20 protein-coding genes are annotated in these 22,359 nt (G+C 50.4%); 11 read left to right on the top strand and 9 right to left on the bottom strand.

What is annotated here, in order from left to right:
• Positions 1-64: 64 nt before the first annotated feature.
• The 3 genes from LQ777_RS01500 (at position 65) to LQ777_RS01490 (ending at position 4,334) form a co-directional block, all read left to right on the top strand.
• On the top strand, positions 65-1,693 hold the full coding sequence (locus tag LQ777_RS01500) for a sodium:solute symporter family transporter (RefSeq protein ID WP_232560751.1): 1,629 nt from the start codon (positions 65-67) through the stop codon (positions 1,691-1,693).
• 98 nt (positions 1,694-1,791) lie between these two features.
• Positions 1,792-2,646, top strand: coding sequence for an inositol oxygenase (locus tag LQ777_RS01495; protein WP_232560750.1), 855 nt, complete (start codon positions 1,792-1,794; stop codon positions 2,644-2,646).
• 290 nt (positions 2,647-2,936) lie between these two features.
• The gene (locus tag LQ777_RS01490; protein ID WP_232560749.1) at positions 2,937-4,334 is read left to right on the top strand and encodes a high affinity choline transporter 1; all 1,398 of its coding nucleotides are present in this window, start codon (positions 2,937-2,939) and stop codon (positions 4,332-4,334) included.
• A 12-nt stretch (positions 4,335-4,346) separates the two neighbouring features.
• Here LQ777_RS01490 and LQ777_RS01485 read toward each other — a convergent pair whose 3' ends face one another.
• From LQ777_RS01485 to LQ777_RS01465, 5 genes are all read right to left on the bottom strand, one after another.
• Positions 4,347-4,793 carry a DinB family protein gene (locus LQ777_RS01485; protein ID WP_232562780.1) on the bottom strand — a complete coding sequence of 149 codons (447 nt, stop codon included), beginning with the start codon at positions 4,791-4,793 and terminating at the stop codon, positions 4,347-4,349.
• A gap of 144 nt (positions 4,794-4,937) precedes the next feature.
• A complete protein-coding gene (locus tag LQ777_RS01480) occupies positions 4,938-5,390 on the bottom strand; it encodes an NUDIX hydrolase (RefSeq protein WP_232560748.1) in 453 nt (150 codons plus the stop codon).
• A gap of 83 nt (positions 5,391-5,473) precedes the next feature.
• Positions 5,474-5,980, bottom strand: a complete 507-nt coding sequence (locus LQ777_RS01475) for a Dps family protein (RefSeq protein ID WP_232560747.1) — start codon at positions 5,978-5,980, stop codon at positions 5,474-5,476.
• Between the two features lie 73 nt (positions 5,981-6,053).
• Positions 6,054-7,244: an L-2-hydroxyglutarate oxidase gene (gene lhgO, locus LQ777_RS01470; protein WP_232560746.1), complete on the bottom strand. Its 1,191-nt coding sequence runs from the start codon at positions 7,242-7,244 to the stop codon at positions 6,054-6,056.
• A gap of 114 nt (positions 7,245-7,358) precedes the next feature.
• Positions 7,359-8,639 carry an anthranilate phosphoribosyltransferase gene (locus LQ777_RS01465; protein ID WP_232560745.1) on the bottom strand — a complete coding sequence of 427 codons (1,281 nt, stop codon included), beginning with the start codon at positions 8,637-8,639 and terminating at the stop codon, positions 7,359-7,361.
• Between the two features lie 694 nt (positions 8,640-9,333).
• Between LQ777_RS01465 and LQ777_RS01460 the strand changes: the two genes are divergently transcribed.
• Positions 9,334-12,906, top strand: coding sequence for a DEAD/DEAH box helicase (locus LQ777_RS01460; protein WP_232560744.1), 3,573 nt, complete (start codon positions 9,334-9,336; stop codon positions 12,904-12,906).
• Between the two features lie 23 nt (positions 12,907-12,929).
• Here LQ777_RS01460 and LQ777_RS01455 read toward each other — a convergent pair whose 3' ends face one another.
• Complete coding sequence (locus tag LQ777_RS01455; RefSeq protein ID WP_232560743.1) at positions 12,930-13,865, bottom strand: CPBP family intramembrane glutamic endopeptidase; 936 nt, start codon at positions 13,863-13,865, stop codon at positions 12,930-12,932.
• Between the two features lie 95 nt (positions 13,866-13,960).
• Here LQ777_RS01455 and LQ777_RS01450 point away from each other — a divergent pair, with 95 nt between their 5' ends.
• Complete coding sequence (locus tag LQ777_RS01450) at positions 13,961-14,737, top strand: SDR family NAD(P)-dependent oxidoreductase (RefSeq protein ID WP_232560742.1); 777 nt, start codon at positions 13,961-13,963, stop codon at positions 14,735-14,737.
• 47 nt (positions 14,738-14,784) lie between these two features.
• Here LQ777_RS01450 and ybeY read toward each other — a convergent pair whose 3' ends face one another.
• The gene (gene ybeY / locus LQ777_RS01445; RefSeq protein ID WP_232560741.1) at positions 14,785-15,198 is read right to left on the bottom strand and encodes an rRNA maturation RNase YbeY; all 414 of its coding nucleotides are present in this window, start codon (positions 15,196-15,198) and stop codon (positions 14,785-14,787) included.
• A 111-nt stretch (positions 15,199-15,309) separates the two neighbouring features.
• On the opposite strand from ybeY, the gene LQ777_RS01440 reads away from it, so the two are divergent.
• From LQ777_RS01440 to bioA, 4 genes are all read left to right on the top strand, one after another.
• Positions 15,310-16,344: a zinc-binding dehydrogenase gene (locus LQ777_RS01440; RefSeq protein WP_232560740.1), complete on the top strand. Its 1,035-nt coding sequence runs from the start codon at positions 15,310-15,312 to the stop codon at positions 16,342-16,344.
• A 179-nt stretch (positions 16,345-16,523) separates the two neighbouring features.
• Positions 16,524-17,702, top strand: coding sequence for an aminotransferase class I/II-fold pyridoxal phosphate-dependent enzyme (locus tag LQ777_RS01435; RefSeq protein ID WP_232560739.1), 1,179 nt, complete (start codon positions 16,524-16,526; stop codon positions 17,700-17,702).
• On the top strand, positions 17,699-18,340 hold the full coding sequence (gene bioD / locus LQ777_RS01430) for a dethiobiotin synthase (protein ID WP_232560738.1): 642 nt from the start codon (positions 17,699-17,701) through the stop codon (positions 18,338-18,340). Before LQ777_RS01435 ends, bioD begins: the two co-directional genes overlap by 4 nt.
• Complete coding sequence (bioA, locus tag LQ777_RS01425; protein ID WP_232560737.1) at positions 18,315-19,589, top strand: adenosylmethionine--8-amino-7-oxononanoate transaminase; 1,275 nt, start codon at positions 18,315-18,317, stop codon at positions 19,587-19,589. The genes bioD and bioA overlap by 26 nt, the downstream gene beginning before the upstream one ends.
• Positions 19,590-19,674: 85 nt before the next feature.
• On the opposite strand, the gene LQ777_RS01420 is transcribed toward bioA, so the two are convergent.
• Complete coding sequence (locus LQ777_RS01420; RefSeq protein ID WP_232562779.1) at positions 19,675-20,343, bottom strand: AlbA family DNA-binding domain-containing protein; 669 nt, start codon at positions 20,341-20,343, stop codon at positions 19,675-19,677.
• Between the two features lie 206 nt (positions 20,344-20,549).
• Between LQ777_RS01420 and LQ777_RS01415 the strand changes: the two genes are divergently transcribed.
• On the top strand, positions 20,550-21,026 hold the full coding sequence (locus LQ777_RS01415) for a sterol desaturase family protein (protein WP_232560736.1): 477 nt from the start codon (positions 20,550-20,552) through the stop codon (positions 21,024-21,026).
• Positions 21,027-21,129: 103 nt separating this feature from the next.
• Here LQ777_RS01415 and LQ777_RS01410 read toward each other — a convergent pair whose 3' ends face one another.
• On the bottom strand, positions 21,130-21,351 hold the full coding sequence (locus LQ777_RS01410; protein ID WP_009284883.1) for a DUF2795 domain-containing protein: 222 nt from the start codon (positions 21,349-21,351) through the stop codon (positions 21,130-21,132).
• Positions 21,352-21,627: 276 nt separating this feature from the next.
• Here LQ777_RS01410 and LQ777_RS01405 point away from each other — a divergent pair, with 276 nt between their 5' ends.
• On the top strand, positions 21,628-22,359 hold the full coding sequence (locus tag LQ777_RS01405) for a copper homeostasis protein CutC (protein WP_232560735.1): 732 nt from the start codon (positions 21,628-21,630) through the stop codon (positions 22,357-22,359).

Genomic DNA, 22,359 nt, shown 5'->3' with positions numbered 1-22,359 from the left:
GCATTAGGTATAACAAAAGGGTGTCTTGCTTTAGGCTAAGGCACCCTTTTCTTTTGCCCACCTTATGAACCATCTCGTTACCGCTGATTACATCGTTTTTTTTACGTATCTAGTTATTGTTGTTGGTTACGGCTACTGGGTTTACCAACGAAGACGCCGGAGCGAGGTAAACACAACGGATTTTTTTCTGGCTGAAGGCTCGCTGACCTGGTGGGCTATCGGCGCTTCCCTGATTGCGTCGAATATATCTGCTGAACACTTCATTGGTATGGCGGGCTCTGGCTTTGCGATGGGCCTGGCAATTTCGTCGTACGAATGGTTTGCGGCTGCTACGTTGGTCATTGTGGCAGTCTACTTTATCCCGATCTATCTCCGAAACCACATTTATACCATGCCTCAGTTTCTGGCGCAGCGGTATAGCAACACGGTGAGTACCATTCTGGCCGTATTCTGGCTAGTCGTGTACGTGCTGGTTAATCTTACGTCTATTCTTTACCTAGGCGCTATCGCTATCGAGTCGCTGGCCGGGGTTTCATTTACGGCCTGCACCTTCGGACTGGCTATATTCGCTATTTTTATCACCCTTGGCGGCATGAAAGTAATCGGTTATACCGATGTGATTCAGGTTGCCGTGCTGGTGTTCGGCGGCTTGGTCGTTACGTATCTGGCCTTACAACTGGTGGCTCAGCAAAGCGGTGATTCAAGTGTCTGGAATGGATTACTGACGTTACACGAACAGGCGAACACGCATTTTCACATGTTTCTGCCGAAAGGCCATCCGCATTACGACGCTTTGCCCGGTATGGCGTTGGTAACGGGCGGTATGTGGATTAACAACTTTTCGTATTGGGGCTGTAACCAATACATCATTCAGCGGGCGTTGGGCGCGGATCTAAAGACAGCACGGAGCGGTATTCTGTTTGCCGCCTTCCTGAAGCTAATGATCCCGCTGATCGTAGTCATTCCGGGTATTGCCGCGTTCGTGCTGTACCAGAGCGGCCCGTTTCGCGACGCGATGACCGATGCATCGGGCGTCGTTAAACCCGACCATGCCTATCCGGTACTGATGAACTTACTACCCGCGGGTATGAAAGGTCTGGCGTTTGCCGCACTGACAGCCGCTATAGTAGCCTCGCTGGCGGGTAAAGGCAACTCGATCTCAACGATCTTTACGCTGGATATCTACAAAAAATACATCGACAAGAACGCGTCCGAACAGAAGCTAGTCAACGTTGGCCGCTGGGTTGTTGTCGTGGCTTTTGCCATCGCTCTTACGCTGGCCCCTCTGCTCCGGTCACTCGATCAGGTTTATCAGTACATTCAGGAATACACAAACTTTATTACTCCCGGTGTACTGGCCATTTTTCTGCTTGGCTTTTTCTGGAAACGCGCGACCAACCGGGCTGCCCTCACCGTTGCCATCCTGACCATTCCCCTGTCAACGCTGCTTAAGTTCTGGCCGGAAGTAACCGAACTGATCGGTATTCAGTCGGACCCCATTCCGTTTCTACACCGCACAACCTGGGTTTTCTGCATTGATGTACTGCTGATGGTTGTCGTGTCACTGACCGATTCGGTGCGAGTGAAAGGATTGATTGTTGATCGACAAATGTTTCGGGTAGCGCCTTCCTTTGTGGCTGGGTCAGTGGTCATATTCAGCATTTTGGCCGTTTTGTACGCTGTATTCTGGTAAACACCGGACTTTTGCTTAACCCGTCAATAACATCTGGTTCGATATGTCGGTTAACAGCAATAAAATCATATATTTACTGCAAAAATTTTCATTGAACTATGATCAGCGAAACCGCTCCCCTTGCCAGTCTCGATCAGTGGGAAGATGACTTACTGAGCCGTTATCCCGAGCCAACGCATAAAGCTAAAGAAGACTATCGGAACTACGATACGCCGGAGCGGGATACCGTTCGTGAGTTCTACCGGCTCAACCATACGTACCAGACGTATGCTTTTGTACGCGAGAAAGAGCAGGAATTTTTGAAATTCGATAAGAAAGAGCTACCCGTCTGGGGCGCTATGGAGTTTCTGAACACGCTCGTCGATGATTCGGACCCGGATACGGACCTCGATCAGCTTCAGCACCTGTTGCAGACTGCCGAAGCCATCCGCGCCGACGGTCACCCCGATTGGTTTGTGTTGACCGGCTTCCTGCACGACATGGGTAAAGTACTGTGTCTGTTTGGCGAGCCGCAGTGGGCAGTCGTTGGTGATACCTTCCCCGTAGGTTGCAAGCATTCGGATAAGATCGTTTACTCTGAATACTTTGTCAATAACCCGGATAGCTACGACGAACGGTATAATACCAAATATGGCGTCTACGAGCCAAACTGTGGCCTGCGTAACGTCCACATGTCGTGGGGTCATGATGAGTATCTGTATCAGATCATGAAAGATTACATGCCTGAACCGGCCTTGTACATGATGCGATACCACTCATTCTATTCGCAACACCGCGAAGAAGCCTATAACCACCTAATGGACGATCACGACCATGAGATGTTTAAATGGGTTCATAAATTCAACCCGTACGATCTGTATTCGAAAAGTCCGAAGCCACCGGTCGTAAGCGAACTAAAACCGTATTACGAGGATCTGATCGCCAAGTATTTGCCCGCAACGCTGAAACTGTAAGCATAGACCGACGAATATTGCACCGGTCTGAATGTGAGCGTCTTACCAGGCATCTAAAGATTTATTTTTGTAACACTTTTGTCATTCCGAGGAACGAGGGATCTTCGGAAATGACGTAAAATACCCGCTCCCGAAGATCTCTCCTGCCGTCGAGATGACAAAGAACACTCATTTCGGTTCGTCAGGGCAAAATTTGGTTAGCGTCCTAACTAGCGACTATAAATTATTGAGGCACAAAATACACAGCCAATCTTTGTGTATTTTGTGCCTCCGTGTTTTATCCGTTGCCGATGCTGCTCCTTCTGATTTCCCTATACCTTCTTTCCAACGTAGCGGTTGGTGCCTGGGCCGCCCGACGCGTGACAAGCGCCCAGGATTTCGTGCTGGCGGGCCGACGATTGCCGCTGTTTCTGGCCGCATCCGTTACGTTTGCGACCTGGTTTGGCTCGGAGACGATTATGGGTGCACCCGCTATGTTCATAGAAGGGGGTGTTCAGGCGGTTATCGAAGAACCGTTCGGATCGTCGCTTTGCTTATTTCTCGTCGGTGCGTTCTTTGCCCGCCCTCTCTACCGGCTCAACATCACGACATTCAGCGATTATTTCCGCATTCGGTTTGGCCGATCAGCCGAGCTTTTATCCGCGTTAATGGTCATTCCCTCCTATTTTAGCTGGATTGCGGCTCAACTGGTTGCCATCGGCATTGTGTTAAGCGTCGTGACTGATGTACCCCGTGAATACTGCATCATTGCCAGCGCAACCATCGTGATGATCTACACCCTGCTGGGTGGCATGTGGTCAATCTCGGTTACCGACTTTTTTCATAACCTGATCATCATTCTAGCCATGCTGGTTTTAGGCGTTATGCTTTGGAATGATGTGGGTGGCTGGGAAACGATTCAGAAGCGGACACCCAGCGGATTTTTTCGCTTCTTTCCCCAGGCGACGCTTAAAGACTGGTCGACGTACATAGCCGCCTGGATAACAATAGGACTTGGATCGATACCGCAGCAGGACGTTTTTCAACGCGTGATGGCGGCCAAAACCGAGGATACATCCGTCCGGGCTTCGTTCCTGGCATCGGGCATGTATCTGACAATCGCCCTGATCCCGCTTTTTATTGCTCTGAGCGCCCGGCTGCTACACCCTGACCTTCCCAAAGACAACCAGCTGATCATTCCGAACATGGTGATGCGGCACGGCAATCTGGCTTTACAAGTCTTATTCTTCGGTGCAGTTACATCGGCCATACTGAGCGTGTCGAGTGGGGCAATTCTGGCTCCGGCAACGGTCTTTGGCGAGAACGTGGTTAAATTCTTTCGTCCTGACCTGAGCGATCAGGCATTGCTGGCAACCATCCGCTGGGCGGTCGTCGTCATTACCATTATCTGCGTCGGCATGAGTACGGTCCGCGATACCAATATTTTTGATCTCGTAGGCGAATCGTCGGCTTTTAGCCTGGTGTCTCTTTTTGTCCCACTAACCGCTGGAATCTACTGGAAACGGGCAAACCTAACGGGTTGTCTGTGGTCGATGGGCGTTGGTTTTGTGGTTTGGGTAGCCTGTCTGTGGCTGAACACTAACTACGAACCGATTTTGTGGGGCCTGCTGGCCAGCATACTAGCAATGGTCCTGGGAAGTTTGATCAGTCGGCAAAGACAGCCCGTCAATCAGCCGACTGCTTTGTAAGTAACGATTTACTCAATTATCCAGCAACCGCCGGTGGTAATTGATCTGTCCGAGGTGATACGTCAAGTGAGTTGTCAGGTGTACGAGCAGATAGCCAGTTGTCGTTTTTTCCTCGAAAACCAGCATAGGGTACTCCTCGTCGAGTTGCTCGCTGGTTACCGTATCAAGCGTCTTCTGGACAACAGCATCCGTTTCCTCAACCATCCGAATGAGTTCGTGCTTCGGTACATCCTTGCGCGAGAACTCTAGCTCACGATAGCGCACATAGGCCGTCTTGCCGAGTTCAGCGCCGATGTACGTATTCAGGTTACCAATCAGGTGCAAACACAGATTACCGGCAGAGTTGGCAATTTCTTTTTCAATGTACCAAATCCGGCTTTCGTCTTTGTAAAGGCTAATCTCGTGCTTCAACCGGGCTAAATCCCGGCCAAATAAGCTTTTCAAGGTCTGTACAAGCATAGGTAAATCATCGAAAACTTTTGTCATGCTGACGCAGGAAGCATGACAAAAACGATATTGTAAACTACTACAAACTATTTCTGCCTTAGTAATTGGTTTATTACATTCAATCGTAACGAAACGCAAAATAGAATACTTTACCTGCTAACCAAAGTATTGCTGTTCGATGCGTCCGACGTAGCCAAGATACGTAGCCGAGCTAAACCAGGGTTGAATTTTCGCGCCGATGTTCGGATACATATTTAGTTTGTCGAGTACATTAACGGGTTGCCAGACCAGTTCGTGCGCGGTTGTTTCGGCGGGATTCAGCGCTGGTTGCCCCTGGAGATTGCGGGTAGCAAACACAATGTGCAGAACATCATCATTCCGTTGCGACAGTAGCATTTCGCCCGCCAGAATCATTTCGCCCACATCGACCGAAACCCCTAATTCTTCCTGGATTTCTCGGACAACCGTTTCAGTCAGGATTTCGCCCCGATCCGGATTGCCACCCGGCAACGCGTACACATCCTGACCACCGTAGTTATAACGCATCAATAATACTTCCGCTTGATTGGCATTCTGGCGCCAGATAAGAGCAGATGGGCGAACTTTCATAAAGGCAGCATACTTAAAAGCGGTCGTTTTCCGGGTTATTGCCGGAAAACGACCGCTTCTTACTAGTGATAAAACAAGTTCTATTAGTTCAGTTCACGCGTCGTTTCAAACAGGAACCAGGTACGACGTTCGGTTTCGTCGATGTAGTTTTCCAGCAAACTCGCCGTTGCTACGTCTTCTGCGTCGTCGCAGATCTGGTGAGCATCGCGCATGTTCTTGGCCATTTTTTTGTTCTCATCGATCAGATCGGCCAGCATGTCTTTGGGAGCTACAAAATCCTCGTCGTTGTCTTTTACCCGTTGCAGCTGTGCAATGTGAGCCACCGACCGGATGGTGTTCCCACCGATTTTCCGAACGCGCTCGGCTAGTGGGTCAATTGTAGCGAAGATCTGGTCGGCCTGCTCATCCAGCAGCAAGTGGTAATCACGGAAGTGACGACCGGACATATGCCAGTGGTAGTTTTTCGTTTTGATATATAGCGCAAATGAATCGGCAACAAGTCTGTTTATAGCTTCTGCAACCTTCTCTCTTCCTTTTTCTTTCAAGTCAGAAGGTGTATCAAGCGCTTCGATATGGGTGATAGCGTTCATGGCTAAGTCCGTTTTAAGTCTAAAATTGTCACTATTTACAACCTTCTGTACGCACGATTGTTTGTGAAGATCATTAAAAGCGGATTAGAACTTTTTCGGATACCGTTTTCCCAATTGACAATGACGAGGTTGCTGCGGGAGAAGGGGCGTTGATGACGTTAATGGCTTTATCGGTTTCCAGAATAGCAAAGTCGTCGAGGAGACCGCCGTTCCGGTCACAGGCCTGCGCCCGGACACCCGCCCCACCATCTTCGAGGTCGGCTTCCTGCACGTCGGGAATTAACGCCTGCAAAGCTTTCGTAAAGGCCGCTTTCGAAAACGAACGATACATTTCACCCAATCCCGTTTCCCAGTATTTAGCCGCCACCTTCTGAAAACCCGGCCACGCCAATATCTCGAATAGCTCTTTCAGGTTAATATCGGATTTAGAATAGCCTTCCCGCCGAAAGGCCAGTACCGCATTAGGCCCCGCTTCGACACCCCCATGAACCATACGGGTAAAGTGAACGCCGAGAAACGGAAAATTTGGATCAGGAACCGGATAAATCAGGTTTTTGACCAGGTACTCCTTCTGGGGACGAATCTTGAAATACTCGCCCCGGAACGGCACAATACGCACATCGACGGGCTGGGTTAACTGCGCGATTTTATCCGAATACAGACCGGCGCAGTTGACGACCAGCTTTGTTTCGTAACGCGCTTTGTTCGTCACGACGATGCTCAGGCTAGTACCGGGAGTTACCTGCTCAACGCGTTCGGCTAGCCGGATTTCGCCACCCAGCTGTTGAAACTTCTCCGCGTATTTCTCGGATACCTGCTTATAATCGATGATCCCCGTCTGGGGCACAAACATCCCGGCGACTCCGTTTACGTGAGGCTCAATCTCGCGCATTTCGGGCAGCGACAATTTTTTCAGGCCCGTTAAGCCGTTCTGTTGACCACGCTGGTAAAGGGTATCCAGTTGCGGCAGTTCTTCCTGCTTGGTGGCTACCACAATTTTTCCGCAAAGGTCGTAGGGAATCCCTTCGGCGTTACAAAAATCGATCAGCATGTGGTAACCCCGGATGCAATTCGTGGCTTTCAGGCTACCCGGTTTGTAATACAGCCCGGAGTGAATAACACCACTGTTATGACCAGTCTGGTGGCGGGCCACCGCTGGTTCTTTTTCGATCAAAACGACTTTTAAGTTTGGTCGTTGCTGTTTCAGTTGCAGCGCCGTGGCTAAACCCACAATGCCACCGCCAATAATTACTACGTCTGTCATGCCAGAATGGCTAAATATCAGCCACAAAGGTACGGCGTAATGATCGTTTCTTTCTAAAAAGAGGTGATAAGTCGGGGCGTTGCGTTCTTCTTTCCGCAAACGCTACAGCCTTGGCTAATTGGTGTATTGCAGTTGCGCTTCTACCCAATCCAGCCCACGCCCATACAGCGCATGAGCAAAATGTACCCGGTTATCAAAATCCGCATTGTTCGTTTGCCCTTCGTCCATAAACCGCTGGACAAGCCGAGCATTATCCGAAGCCAGCGGATTCTCGTATTGTACGTCGCTCTCGGTACGGAACGCCGTAAACGCGGAAGAATCACCTTCAAAGTTCTGATGAAACATATGTCCCCGTGGAGTCCGGACGGCGCATAAGATTCCAGTTGACCGGCTGGTTGACGGGGCAAGACTTCCTTCCAGACCACGTTTCAGGACGATAGCTGCGTCGAAACCCGCCATCAACGCCAGTTCGGCCATTTTCATTTGATACGTGATGTGGAAGACCGACGTTACCAGAATTTGCGCGTGACAAGGGTTAAGCACTTTCTCCAAGGTAGCCAGAAAAGGGCGCTTGATGATCGTGTGTCGCCGGTCTACCCAATGGTTCAACGCGGGAGACAGGGCTTTCTGATCGAGCACCCAGCCGTAGCGACCCAACGGTGTATCCAGTTCGTGGTTGCTTTGCAGGAACTGACAGCCCATGTGCATGTACAGATCAAGCGCATTGAGCGTAAATTTCGGCCCGCCCGAACGTCCAACCATAGAGACGGCACCGTAGCCGCGCTTCTGAAAAAATTGCCCCAACAGGGGTGTAATCAGGTAGCTGTTGTCCACCCCATCGAACGGCTCAGCCAATTGTATCAAGGGGCGGTCGGCACAACTGATCGGCGCAAATCCTGGTGAATAGGTTTGCTCGGCGGCTCGCATCAGCCCCAGATATTCTTCGTTGGTTTCGTGTCTGACGCGTAAAATGCTGGCGGCTAACCCACGAAATGTTTCGCAGTCGCCATCACCAAACAAATAATCGCCTAGTTGATGTGCTTCACTGATTTGCAGGTTATGTCCTCGCACCAGTTTGGTGGCAATCGGATGCATACCAATCGGCAAATCAGGACAAACCTTGTTAATAAAAAACGTAGGATGTGAGAATGCGCCTTTACCGATCACGTCCTCCAACGTCATTTCGGCAGGCGTGGGTCCCTTAGCGATCAGGGCTCCCAGAAAAGCTCCCCGTTGAAGCGGATGCGACATAGGATCTTCGAGGGCAGCACGGCACTCCGCCAGTAGTTCGGCGGAAAGCGGCTTACTACCGTATTTACCAATGCCAATGTGTTTGATTCCTCGACCAAGCGCCGTATCAGCGGGCGAATCCAGATCCAGATTTACGATTGACATAAGCGTGCTAGAGCGTGAATAATAAATACGTAAAAGAAAACTTGTAGCAGTTAACTACTTATAGATAGCCAGCCACCAGAAACAGCCGTTGAGAAGGCACTATTATTCTACGAACAGCCCCTTATCCACGTCCCACGCACGAATTGAGCTAAGCCGTTGAGTGCTCATCGCATATGTTTCTGATAACTATATTCTTTGCAGCAGAGCAAAATTTGTTATTTGGCGGTAACCTGCCTGATACCTCCTCTTACTAGTTACTGTCCCGGCAGTGAGCGATACATAAAGCGTTAGTCGATACCAGCTTGTTATTCCTGTACTTGTATTATGTAAGAGATCGCCACAAGACTCATACAAAACTAAGCATCATAACCCTTTTGACAAATTAAATGTATATTATAAATGAATGTACAATATATTATTCCATTTTGACAAAACAAACCAAAGTGCGTCACTTCACCTCGACTAAAATAGATTAAACTAATGATTCGTAGCAGATCGTTCAAACTACTTCAGGACAATAACCGTTAACGTACTGGAAGAAATACGGCTGAACTTCACTCAACAGTTTGGCCACACGGGTTATAGTCGTATGTCGAGTCTGGTTTACACCGGTAATGGGTACTACGCATACCTATCCGACATAGCCGTGCTAGAAACCAGTTGCTTTTTACATGAACTTACTTTTTTAGTATAGATGGCGGAACGCATCACCTACGGCAAAACGTGGTGGGGACAGCAATGGCTCAATGCCCTGACAAGCATTGACATGGCCAACCGACTACCACGGGGCAAAACATATGCCAACAAAGGAGCGGTACAGGGATTAACCATTTCGAACAACCAGATTTCAGCGTCTATTAAAGGGTCGGCCCCCCGCCCCTACCGGACGAAGTTGACAGTACAGTTGTTTACCGAAGCTGAGAAGGAAGGGTTATTAAACGAAATCCGGGAAAATCCGGCTATACTGGCCCAGCTTCTTAATCGCCAGCTTCCCGCCGAGCTGATCGAATTTGCGAATCGGCAGGGGACACAGCTCTTTCCGCATTCCTTTCAGGATTTGATTATGGGTTGCTCCTGTCCCGATGAAGCGGTTCCGTGTAAACATCTGGCTGCGGTCATTTATGTAGTTGCCAATGAAATTGACCGCAATCCATTCCAGGTTTTTTTGCTGAAAGGACTCGATATTCTGGCCGAACTGCAAAAAGGTCAACCCGATGCGGTTAGTGGTAGTATGAATACAGTACTGTCGTTTCGGGAGCTCGGTACCGACGAACTACCCGATGATGACGAAGACTGGCGTCCCGACGATAAGATTCGCGCTGGGCTCGACTTTGCCGTAATTCCGCCCCTGGCCGATCAGCTCCTCGATCTGCTGTCAACCGATGTAACGTTTACGAAAAGCGATTTCCATAAGTCGCTCAGCAAATCCTACAAGCTTTTCAGTAAACCGCTGCTGGACAAGCTTATTAAGAAACCAGAAACCGACAACGAACCCCATCCCGATCCGAGTGATAGCATTGAGCTGCAACTGGATGAGGTGATGAAAGTAAAAAAGATCAGCATGTTCAGCGAACACGGTGAGCCCCGTTCTATTGCGGGTTTTACCATGACCGATCTGAACAACTGGCTCGATACACTGACCGAGGCCGACTGGCCCGAAATGAGCGATTCGGTACGGAGTCTTTACCTGACTCAGCAATTTGCGGCTGCCTTACTGCGTCGGGGAGCAATTGTTCCCCAATTGTTGCGCGTTGGCCCTACCGAAGATCAGTATCGGGTACGCTGGCTACCCGCCACGCTGAACGAAACGATCAAAGACCTAACGAGTCGGCTGGCGACCCAGATTCCACCAACGCTGCTGACGGTTCGCTGGCAAAAAGAATGGCTGGCCTTACCCGACGATCAGCAGGTACTGACGCTTTGCTCTCTGTTTTTGCGTCGGGTCATCAAGCCGAGTACCATTGAACTATGGGAGCGCTGGCCTCTGGAAGATGCCGACCGCTTATTTTTTGGCGTCGAAACCTTACGATTTGAAGGGTTTGGCAGAAAGGAAATGCCCTTGGCTATTCAACTTTGGCTCAACGATTTTTTCCTGACTCACAAACGGTTCGTACCTATCCTGGCCGTTGAAGATAGCGAGTTTGGCGACGAGTTTCGGCTTAGTTTGCTTATCCGGGATCGCGAAGCAGTAAACACCGCCGGGACAACCGAACAGCCTATTCCGCTGCCCGACCTCCTGACGAAAAAGAAGCACGAGCGGATTCGGATGGCCGTTTTGCAGGATCTGCTGGTGCTGTCGCGACACTTCCCCGATCTGGCGAAACTCACTAAGATGGGCGGCCCTGTCCATCTCTCGTATTCACCCGACGAATTTGTAAAGGTTCTGCTCGAAACCTTGCCCCGGATGCAATTGCTCGGCATTGCCCTCTGGCTGCCGAAATCTCTTCAGCACTGGGTTAGACCGCAGATCGGCGGACGCCTTAAAGCCAAGGTTACCGACAAAAACGCGTTCATGCGTTTGGAAGACATGCTTACTTTCGACTGGCAGGTGGCACTTGGCGACGAGATGATGGGCGTTAAGGAGTTTCAGAAACTGGTGAGCACTTCCAAAGGTCTTGTCAAAATCAAGGATCAGTATGTGCTAATCGACCCGGCGGAGCTGACCAAATTGTACAAGCAACTTGAAAACCCGCCTGAGTTGACAGGTGCCGATTTGCTGAAAGCCGCGCTAGCCGAAGAGTACAAAGGTGCTCGTCTGGGACTCACAGCGGAGGTTCGTAACCTAGTCAAGCAATTTACGGACAGCGAAGCGCAACCCCTTCCCGACGCCCTGAACGCGACCCTTCGGCCTTACCAGCAGCGTGGCTACGACTGGTTGTTTAAAAATACAACCCTAGGCATGGGCAGTTTGCTGGCCGATGACATGGGCTTGGGAAAAACGCTTCAAATCATCGCGTTACTGCTAAAATTCAAGCAGGATGGTCGTTTCAAAAAGCAAAGAGGCCTGGTGGTTTTACCAACGACACTGCTTACCAACTGGCAAAAAGAGATTGCCCGGTTTGCTCCCGATTTAAGGGCGCACATTTATCATGGTCCCAATCGGAAATTTCCGACGGGTACGGGCAAAGCTGACGAGTACGATCTGTTGCTGACAACCTACGGTGTTGTTCGGTCAGACCTTGATACGCTCAAAAAATCGACCTGGGCAACCGTCGTCATCGACGAAGCACAGAACATCAAAAATCCCGACGCCGAACAAACCAAAGCCGTAAAAGCCCTGAAAGCGCCGATCCGTATTGCGCTCAGTGGTACGCCCGTCGAAAACCGGCTGTCGGAGTTCTGGAGCATCATGGATTTTGTGAATAAAGGGTATTTGGGTGGCTTAGGGAAGTTCAATGAAGACTTTGGAAAACCCATTCAGCAGGAGCACGACCGCCACAAGCTGGACTTATTCCGGCGTGTTACGAGTCCGTTTTTGCTCCGCCGTGTCAAAACCGACCGGAGTATTATTAGTGATCTGCCCGACAAGATTGAGAACAATCAGTTTTGTTCGCTTACGACCGAGCAGGCGGCACTCTACGAAAGCGTGGTTCAGGAAAGTTTACGCGCTATTGAAGAGAAAGACGGTATTGCCCGCCGGGGTCTGGTGCTGAAATTAATGACGGCGCTGAAGCAGATCGGCAACCATCCGCAGCAGTATCTAAAACGAAACAGTAGCCGAAACGGAGGCCCTTCACCCAGCCTTTCCGGGAAAGCAACCTTACTGCTCAACTTGCTCGAAAACATCTACGCCAGCCACGAAAAAGTCTTGATTTTCACGCAATACCGTGAGATGGGCGAGTTGCTTCAGCAGTTTATCCAGCAGACGTTCGGTACGCAGCCATTGTTTCTGCACGGTGGCACTTCCCGCGCTGACCGCGATGAGATGGTTGAGCAATTCCAGCGGAACCGGAGCGATCATACCTTTATCCTGTCGCTCAAAGCGGGTGGTACGGGCTTGAATTTGACCCAGGCCAACCACGTCATTCATTACGATCTATGGTGGAATCCAGCGGTGGAAGCACAGGCCACCGACCGGGCGTTCCGGATTGGCCAAACGAAAAACGTGCTGGTTTACCGCCTGATGAACCAGGGGACGCTGGAAGAAAAAATCGACGCGATGATCCGGTCCAAGCGCGAACTGGCCGACCTGAGTATTCAGACGGGCGAAACCTGGCTTGGTGATTTGAGCGATAATGAATTGAAAGAGCTGGTCATGCTGGGGTAATTTTCTCCGGCATGACCACTGCCTCAATGACTGGACCGCTGTAAAAATGCGGCTAGTTCCATTCCCCAGGCAATACCGATGTGAATAAGCAACCCGCCCCAGATACTTCGGGTACTTAAGGCGAGAACGCCCAACAGATACCCACCGAACAGGGAAGAAACGGCTTCGCCCAGCGGACGGCCAAAATGAATGGCGCAATACCAAACAATCATGGGCAATACAGCTCCCCGGCCCAGTACCCGACTCATGCCAATAACCAGAAAGCCGCGAAACAACAATTCAGTGGGGATAAAATCCCAGCCGTAGCAGAGTTCGTAAATCAGTACGGTGACCCATTCTGGTATGCCTAGAAATTCATTGGCGTTAGTATCGCGATAGGTCGGGTACGATTCCAGAAAGTCCGGCTGAAACGACGCCAGCGTGATAAGCGGAATCATTAGCCCCAGTAAGATCACGTACAACGCCAATCCCTTTCGCTTCGGGGCCATCCCGTAAAAACTGCTCGGGTTTCGGTCGACCAGCTTGTAAAACACGTACAACGGTAACACAATGGTCAGCACCGACTGTAGATTGTGCAGGCAGTAGTAGGCATACACGAAAATCTGTCCGCCAAACAGTTGACGGCTCCATTCGGTATGCGCGTAGAAGCCGGAATAAAGCGAGTAAAAGACAAGCGCCCAGAGACTGCGAAGCCAAAACTCCCGGTTTCGCCAGATGTCGGATCGGTGATGAAAATAAGTCCAGAGCCAGACGCTGACATAATACGTTGTCGCGTACAAGGCAAAGTACAATACTGGCCAGCGCGGATCGCCCTGAAACGTGTCGATGTACGAATCTTCGAGATCGATGTAGTAATTGACTGTAAGCAGTAGTGCCGCCCAGATTGCCGTAGCCGCATAGAGATCAGGTCGAAAGTCAATACGAAGATGATCGCGCAGGTCGCGCCAGAGCGTTTTCACGGGATAGGAACGGCAAAATTGGTTGACTTTCTACGAATGGACTACAAAATAACCTTATTTTCGGCTCGTCTTTCGACTTCATCGTTCAGCAATATATGTTAGATTTTACCAATCAAGTAGCATTTATTACAGGAGCAGGCTCTGGTATCGGTCGGGCAACGGCTCTGGCCTTCGCAAAAGCAGGCGCCCGTATTGTCGTGGCCGAAGTAAACGAAACCAGTGGTCAGGAAACTGTAGCACTTATTCGGGAGAGCGGTCGCGAAGCTTTGTCCGTTACGTGCGACGTTGCCAACCCCAGCCAAATTGATACAGCTATTCAGCAGACAGTCGAAGCGTATGGCCGGTTAGACATAGCCGTCAACAACGCAGGTATTGGCGGCCGATTTGCCCGGCTACTGGATCAGACACCCGACGATTTTAACGAAATAATGGCCGTCAATGTGGGTGGCGTTTTCCACGGAATGCAAGCCCAGATCCGGCAAATGCTCAAGCAACCCGAAAATGGGCATAGCGACCGGGGCAAAATTGTCAATGTATCCAGCGTAGCCGGTGTTCGGGGAATGCCAATGGGAGCGCCGTATAGCGCATCGAAACACGCGGTTATTGGCCTGACCAAAACAGCCGCTTTGGAATACGCGCAAAGAAATATTCGGATTAACGCCGTCTGCCCGGTATACACCCACTCGGCTATGGTGGATCATTTGCTCACGATGGCGCCCAACATGGAAGAACGAATGCGCCGGGTGATCCCCGTAGGCCGGTTAGGACATCCAGACGATATAGCGCAGGCCATCCTCTGGCTGTGTTCCGACGAAAACGTTTTTTGTACCGGTCAGGCCATCCAGATGGACGGGGGCATGACAGCTGGGTAACTCAACCGAACCGGTACTTTACGTCTGTGAATCAGTAAACAAGGCCCTTAGGCATTGCGGAGCCATTCTTCTTCTTTTGCGCGCATCTGCGCTTCCTCTTCCCCTGTTTTGTCGCCGTAGCCGCACAGGTGAAGCAGACCGTGCGCCAGCACCCGACGCATTTCCTGCTCCGAAGGTACACCCAGTTGTGCCGCATTATCGGCCACCCGGTCAACGCTGACAAAAATATCCCCTTCTATTTTTCCTTCCTCCTCGCTTTGATCAAACGTGATAATGTCCGTATAATAATCGTGTTCGAGGTAATCCCGATTGACTTGCAGCACGTAGTCATCGGAGCAAAAAATATAATTTAAATCGCCCACAGCGTAACCCTCGCGCTCAGCCTGCTGTTTTAACCACTGGCGGGTAGCCTGTTTCTGAGGAAGTTTGTACGGAACGTCTTCGTTGAAAAACCGAATCATAATCTGATTGTAGGATGAATTTTACGCATCCGTTGGAGGTACAAAGATACGTTCAGATAACACCGAACCCGCACTTATTTGCGTAATCGCTCCCTGATCCGTAAACAACTCATGAAAGCTATCTATCTGTCGGCCATACACCAGCCCATTCAGTACATCGATCTGCCAAAGCCCGTTGCCGGACCCGGTCAGGTGCTTGTTCACCTTAAAGCTGCGGCACTAAACCACCGCGACCTCTTTATCCAGCAAGGTCTGTATCCAAGCATCAAACTTCCCGTCATTTTAGGTTCTGACGGTGCGGGAATCGTTGATACGGTAGGTGAAGGTGTTGACGTAAGCTGGCTCGGCCAGGAAGTCGTTATTAACTGCGCCATGAACTGGGGAGATGATCCCAATTTTTACGGGCCTGACTTTCAGATCCTGGGGATGCCTGCCAATGGTACGTTTGCGGAGTACGTAGCCGTAGATGCCGAGTACATTTTCCCAAAACCGGGTCACCTATCTTTCGAACAAGCAGCCGCACTTCCACTGGCGGGTCTGACCGCCTGGCGAGCGCTTATGACCCGAGCGGGGCTTCATAAGAAAGCAAGCAGTCAGCCCGAAAAAGTGCTTATCACCGGCATTGGCGGAGGAGTCGCTTTGTTGGCGTTACAGTTCGCACTAGGAGCAGGTGCCGAGGTCTGGGTAACGTCGGGATCATCCCAGAAACTGGAACTCGCCAAGGCACTAGGGGCAGCCGGGGGTGTCAATTATCGGGAGCCGGACTGGGCTAAAACGCTTATGTCCCAAACGCAAAGCCGTTCAGCGCGGGGCTATTTTGACGTGATCATCGATAGTGCAGGAGGCCCCGGCTTTGCCCGATTGATTGACGTAGCCGCCCCCGGTGGGCGCATTGTTTTTTATGGCGGCACAACGGGACTTATCACCGATGTTGTCCCGGCCAAAGTTTTTTTCAAGCAGCTGAACATCGCGGGCACTACGATGGGTACCGAATTAGAATTTTCCGATATGCTTTCTTTCGTAACCGCAAAACAGCTGGTCCCCGTTATTGACGAAATTTTTCCATTGGTTGATGCAGAGCAGGCTATGCGTAGAATGAACGACGGTAAGCAATTCGGAAAGCTCGTTTTGCGCATTGACGAGTAGGAAACAAACCTCTTAAATGGTTAACTAATCGTATATCTAGAAAAGATTTTGCCAAAACTTAGTAACACACTACAAAAGTTATCCACATTCTGAATGTGGATAACTACTATCTTATTAACATTTTCATAAGAAGCAAATTAAAAAGACAACGGTAGAGCCGCCTGTTTTACCTTTGTGCTATGATTGAACAAAATCTCTCAATCGCTGATAAACTCGCCGAACGGCTGGTAAACCGACGCCAGTCCGGGCTATTGCGCCAGTTGCGTACGGCTGATCACCTCACCGATTTTTGCTCAAACGACTATCTGGGGTTTGCCCGTTCGGCCGCACTCAAAGCCCATATTCAGGAAGCGGAAAGTTTGAACACCGGTACGCAGAATGGAGCTACGGGTTCTCGTCTACTGGCTGGACAGACGGCGCTGGCCGATCACGTCGAGCAGGAGTTGGCTCAATTTTATCAGACCGAATCATCCCTGATTTTTAACTCTGGCTACGACGCTAACCTCGGTTTGCTGGCTTGCCTGCCGCAAGCGGGCGACACCCTGATAACAGACGAACTAATTCATGCCAGCATGATCGACGGGGCACGGCTTAGCTATGCCCACCGTCTGCGTTTTCGGCACAACGACCTGTATGATCTCCAATCGAAACTTCAGCAGGCAACAGGCGACGGTCAATCGGGACAGGTATTTGTTGCAGTCGAATCGATTTATTCGATGGATGGCGATCAGGCTCCCCTGGCCGAACTGGTCGATTTGTGTGAGCGATACGGTGCGGCACTGCTGGTTGACGAAGCCCACGCAACGGGCGTTTACGGTCCCAATGGTGAAGGATTAGTAGCCGCTCTAGGATTAACGGATCAGGTACTGGCCCGCGTTCACACGTTTGGAAAAGCCTTGGGCGTTCACGGAGCAGTGGTTGTCGGTCCGGCGGTTCTGCGTGATTACCTGATTAATTTCGCCCGACCGTTCATCTATACCACGGCGCTCCCGCCCCATAGCCTACTGGCTATTCGGTGTGCCCATCAACACGTATCCATTTTGGGGGAAGGCCGTCAGCAATTGCACAACCGAATCAGTTATTTCCGGCAACAGGCGGCAAGCTTATTACCCGAAACGAACTGGACGGCCAGTCAATCTCCCATTCAGTGTTTGATTGTACCGGGCAATGAGCAGGCCCGGCAGGTGGCCGAGGAAGCACAACGGGCGGGTTTCGACGTACGAGCGATTCTCAGTCCAACGGTTCCGAGCGGCCAGGAACGCTTGCGCATTTGTATCCACCTCTTTAATTCGTTCGACGAGATCGACTGGCTGATTGCCGTTTTACAAACAGCCCTTACGCATACAGTACGTTTATGAATACCCATTCTTTTCCAACCCAATTTATCGTTGCTGGTATCGGCACCGAAATCGGAAAAACAATCGTTTCGACGATACTGGTCGAAGCGTTGCAGGCCGATTACTGGAAACCCATTCAGTCCGGTGCGCTGGAAGACTCCGATACCGAAGCCGTCCGACGGTTGATCAGTAACTCAGGAACACAGTTTCACCCGGAAGCGTACCGGCTTACCGAACCGTTGTCACCCCACGCAGCCGCCGACATTGATGGGGTTCACATCAGTCTCGACAACATTGTTTTGCCGCAAACCAGCAACGCACTGGTTGTTGAGCTAGCCGGTGGTTTGATGGTTCCGCTTAATGAACGCGAGTTGAACATTGATCTGGTACAACGGTGGGGGCTACCCGTTATACTGGTTTCCCGCAACTATCTGGGGAGTATCAATCATACGCTGTTGTCAGTCGATGCCTGCCGGAGCCGCAACATTCCAATCTTAGGGATCATTTTCAACGGCCCAACGGTTACCAGTTCCGAATCATTTATTCTTAGTTACACCAATATACCCTGTCTCGGTCGAATCGGGCAGGAAGATACGCTCACAAAGGATGTTATCCGACACTACGCCGACCAATTTGCCGAACTTATCAGAACGCGATAAAGCGGTAATCTGGCACCCGTTTACGCAGATGCAGACGGCTTTGCCCCCCACTCCAATTGTAAGAGGTAGCGGATCGATACTATACGGTGCTGATGGTCGCGAATACCTCGACATGATTGCCTCCTGGTGGGTCAATCTGCACGGTCACGCGCATCCTCACATTGCCCAACGCGTCTCGGAACAGTTGCAGCGCTTGGAACACGTTATTTTCGCCGATTTTACGCATGAGCCCGCCGTCGAACTAGCCGAACGAGTGCTGGCGATACTGCCTCAGAACCAGTCGAAAGTTTTTTATTCAGACAACGGATCGACGGCCGTTGAGGTAGCCTTGAAAATGGCATTTCAGTACTGGCACAACCTCGGTAGACCGCGTTATAAAGTCGTAGCGCTGGACAACGCTTACCACGGTGATACCTTCGGCGCGATGGCTGTAGGGGGCCGAAGTGCGTTTACGGCTCCGTTTTTCCCGTTCCTGTTCGATGTAGAGTATCTACCCGCGCCCGTCGCTGGACAGGAAGAAGCCGTTCTTCAGCAAGCAAAGCAGTTGTTCACCGACGAGGTGGCCGCTTTTATTGTGGAGCCGCTGGTACAAGGTTCCGGGGGTATGATCATGTACGAGCCAGCTGTCCTGAACGAATTATACGCATTGGCACGGCAAAACGGTACGCTCATCATCGCCGATGAAGTGATGACAGGCTTTGGCCGGACGGGGAAGCGATTTGCCAGCGATTATGTACCGGAGAAACCGGATTTGATGTGCTTATCAAAAGGGTTGACCGGCGGCACAATGGCACTGGGCGTAACGACATGCACCCAGGCTATCTACGACGCTTTTCTGTCGAGCGATAAAAGCAAGACGCTTTTTCACGGGCACTCCTTTACGGCTAATCCGGTAGCTTGTGCGGCTGCTCTGGCCAGCATGGATTTGCTGCTGCTGGACGAAACACAGGCCAGTATTGAGCGGATTGATGCGCATCATGCTGCGTTCAGCCAACGCTTACGGACTTATTCGACCGTTGCCAATGTCCGCCAGCGGGGAACATTGCTTGCGTTCGATTTGCAAGTGGGCGAACAAACTTCCTACTTCAACAGCATCCGCGACCGCGCTTACCACTTCCTGCTGGAACGGGGAGTACTCATGCGTCCGTTGGGCAACGTGCTTTACCTGATGCCACCTTACTGCACTACCGACGAGCAGCTAGCGTATACCTATGCGCAGATAGAGGAACTACTGACCAGCCTTTCGTAGCCCCCCGTAGAAGCGAAGAAGCATACGCCGTATCTTTAAGATACGGCGTATGCTTCTTCGCTTCTACGCTTTTTTCTAAATACTGTTAACTAACCTGTCGGGTCGTGTATTGATCGACTATGTCGCTAGGATGTATTTCGAGCACATTGGCGAGAACTAACAAAACAAGCGTTCGAGATGCGATACGTCTTGAAATACCGGCGATTGACGCAAACAGATCAACCGTAATGCTGTTGTGTTCGCCGAGGTGCTGCATGAGCTTCTTTTCCTTCTCACCGTACGAAAATCGAATGTCGCGGGCGGCTTGTTCTCCTTTGAGAATTTCGCGCACTTCGCGGCTGGCCTGAACCGACTTATCGGCTACGCGAACGTAAGCCTTTTTATTTTCGGGTTCGTTGAGGTCCGGAATGATGTAATGCGGGCGGGTGGGGCTGGGGGGCACCCGGATAACGAGTACTTCACGTTCGTCGTAAAGTTGCACTCGTTCGATGGTGTAGCTGATACGCGGGAAGCAATACTTGTTGATAGCCCGGACGAGCAGGTATTCGTCCTCATCGGCGTATTTGAGTCCCACAATTTTTTTGTCGTCACCGATGCCGATCAGCATGATGCCGCCATTTGAATTCGCGAAAGCGACTACACCCCGGATGATTTTCTCGGGATGATTCGTTTTCAGTTTAAACTCTAAATTGCTACCCTCTCCCCGTCTAACCAGGTTCTTAAGTGCCTGATAGTCCATAACCGATGGGTTCATCTGGTTGAGCACTGAATCGGGATAAAGATACGGCTTTTCTTCAAACATGCAAGTATCGGTTATATATCCCTATTTTTCGTTTAAAAGTCATTCTGGTCAAGCCAACTTTTCCGCTGAACAAACCGTTACTGACTAATAATTGGTGAGCTAACTACAGAAGTAATTGCCCCGCTCAATTACCTTTATATTAACTAAATAACACAAAAATGCTGCTAAACGTTGCCTTAGTACTAGGGACTTTTCTCTTTATGGAAGGTGTTGCATGGTTCACTCACAAGTACGTTATGCATGGTTTTTTGTGGAGTTGGCACCGCGATCACCATAACCATCATAAAGGCTTTTTTGAGATCAACGACCTGTTCGCAGTAGTTTTCAGCCTGACAGCCATCATCCTTATCGTTGTCGGTGTAGAAGTACCTGAGTTAAGCTATCTTGCCTGGATTGGTGCGGGCGTAACGCTATACGGCTTCTTTTACTTTGTGTTTCACGACATCATTGTACATCGTCGTGTAAAGATGAAAATTGATACGAGCGGTCGATACATGCAACGCATCATGCGCGCGCACTACATTCACCATAAAGTCCACACAAAAGAGGGCGCTGAAGCATTTGGCTTTTTGTACGCTCCTAAGAAGTACGATCGTTCTGTAAAGTCCTCGCCGGCAACCGTCAAGGAAAAGTAACGCTCAACCGGCGCTTCGAAGTAATAACTAATTCATATGTACCAAAAAGGCGTAACCTTATAGATAGGTTACGCCTTTTTGGGTTGAAGACTATTCGGATTACTCAGTACTCGTCTTCGTTGAAAAAGAAATCGTCTTTGGTCGGGTAATCCGGCCAGATTTCTTCGATGCTTTCGTAAGGCTGACCGTCGTCTTCCAATTCCTGCAAATTTTCTACAACTTCCAGGGGTGCGCCGGAGCGGATGGAATAGTCAATCAGTTCATCTTTGGTGGCAGGCCAAGGAGCATCTTCCAGGTAGGATGCGAGTTCGAGAGTCCAGTACATAGTGTCTTCAGTATTTAATGACTACTTTTTCAATGAGGGTGCAAAAGTAAAAAAACAGTTAATATCCAAACGCTTTTCGGCAAAAATGTTTGCAAGCGCATTTAGCAGGGGATTTAGGCCAATAACAGCCATTCATTACTTTTGTTTGGATCTCGTCCTAAATATAGGCTGAGCAATAATTTTCAGTTAAAATACACACTTTCGGACCTATACCATCATTTTGACGATAATTTCTTGCCTCGGCCATCACTTCTCTAAATTTTAATTTCATCTGCAATGCGCATCGAAGTTTGTGCTTACTCTTTTGAATCGTGCCTGACGGCGCAACAAGCCGGAGCCGACCGGATCGAACTTTGTGGAGGTCTGAGCGAAGGCGGTACCACACCAAGTGCTGGACTGATTCAACTGGCTCGTCAGCATCTGTCTATCCAGCTATTTGTCATGATCCGGCCACGCGGGGGCGACTTCCTGTATTCCGATACCGAACTTGAGGTTATGCGCGCCGACATTGCCGTTGCTAAGTCATTAGGAGCCGACGGCGTTGTATTGGGCATCCTGCAAGCTGACGGAACTATCGACGAAGAGAGGACCAAAGAATTGGTAGCCCTGGCCCACCCAATGCCGGTTGCTTTCCACCGCGCTTTCGACGTGAGCCGCGATCCGGCAGAAGCGCTGGAAGCCGTCATCCGTACGGGTGCTATCCGCATTCTGACATCGGGTCAGCACCCTTCCGCCGAAGAGGGATTATCCGTTCTTCGTCAACTAACCGAGCAGGCCGCCGGACGCATCGAAATAATGGCGGGCGTCGGCGTTTCCGGGCGCAACGCGAACCTGTTCACGCAAATTGGTCTCGACGCGTTACACCTCAGCGGGAAAAGCAATCAACCCAGTCCCATGGTTTATCGTCGGCCAAACATACAAATGGCGTCGGCTGTACTGGGCGAATACGAACGTATCGAAGCCAGCGCCGACGCCATTCAAAGCGTGATTGATCAGGTTAAGGGGTGA

The organism is Spirosoma oryzicola (assembly GCF_021233055.1).
Classification (GTDB): domain Bacteria; phylum Bacteroidota; class Bacteroidia; order Cytophagales; family Spirosomataceae; genus Spirosoma; species Spirosoma oryzicola.
This window is presented reverse-complemented; position numbering and strand designations above follow the sequence as displayed.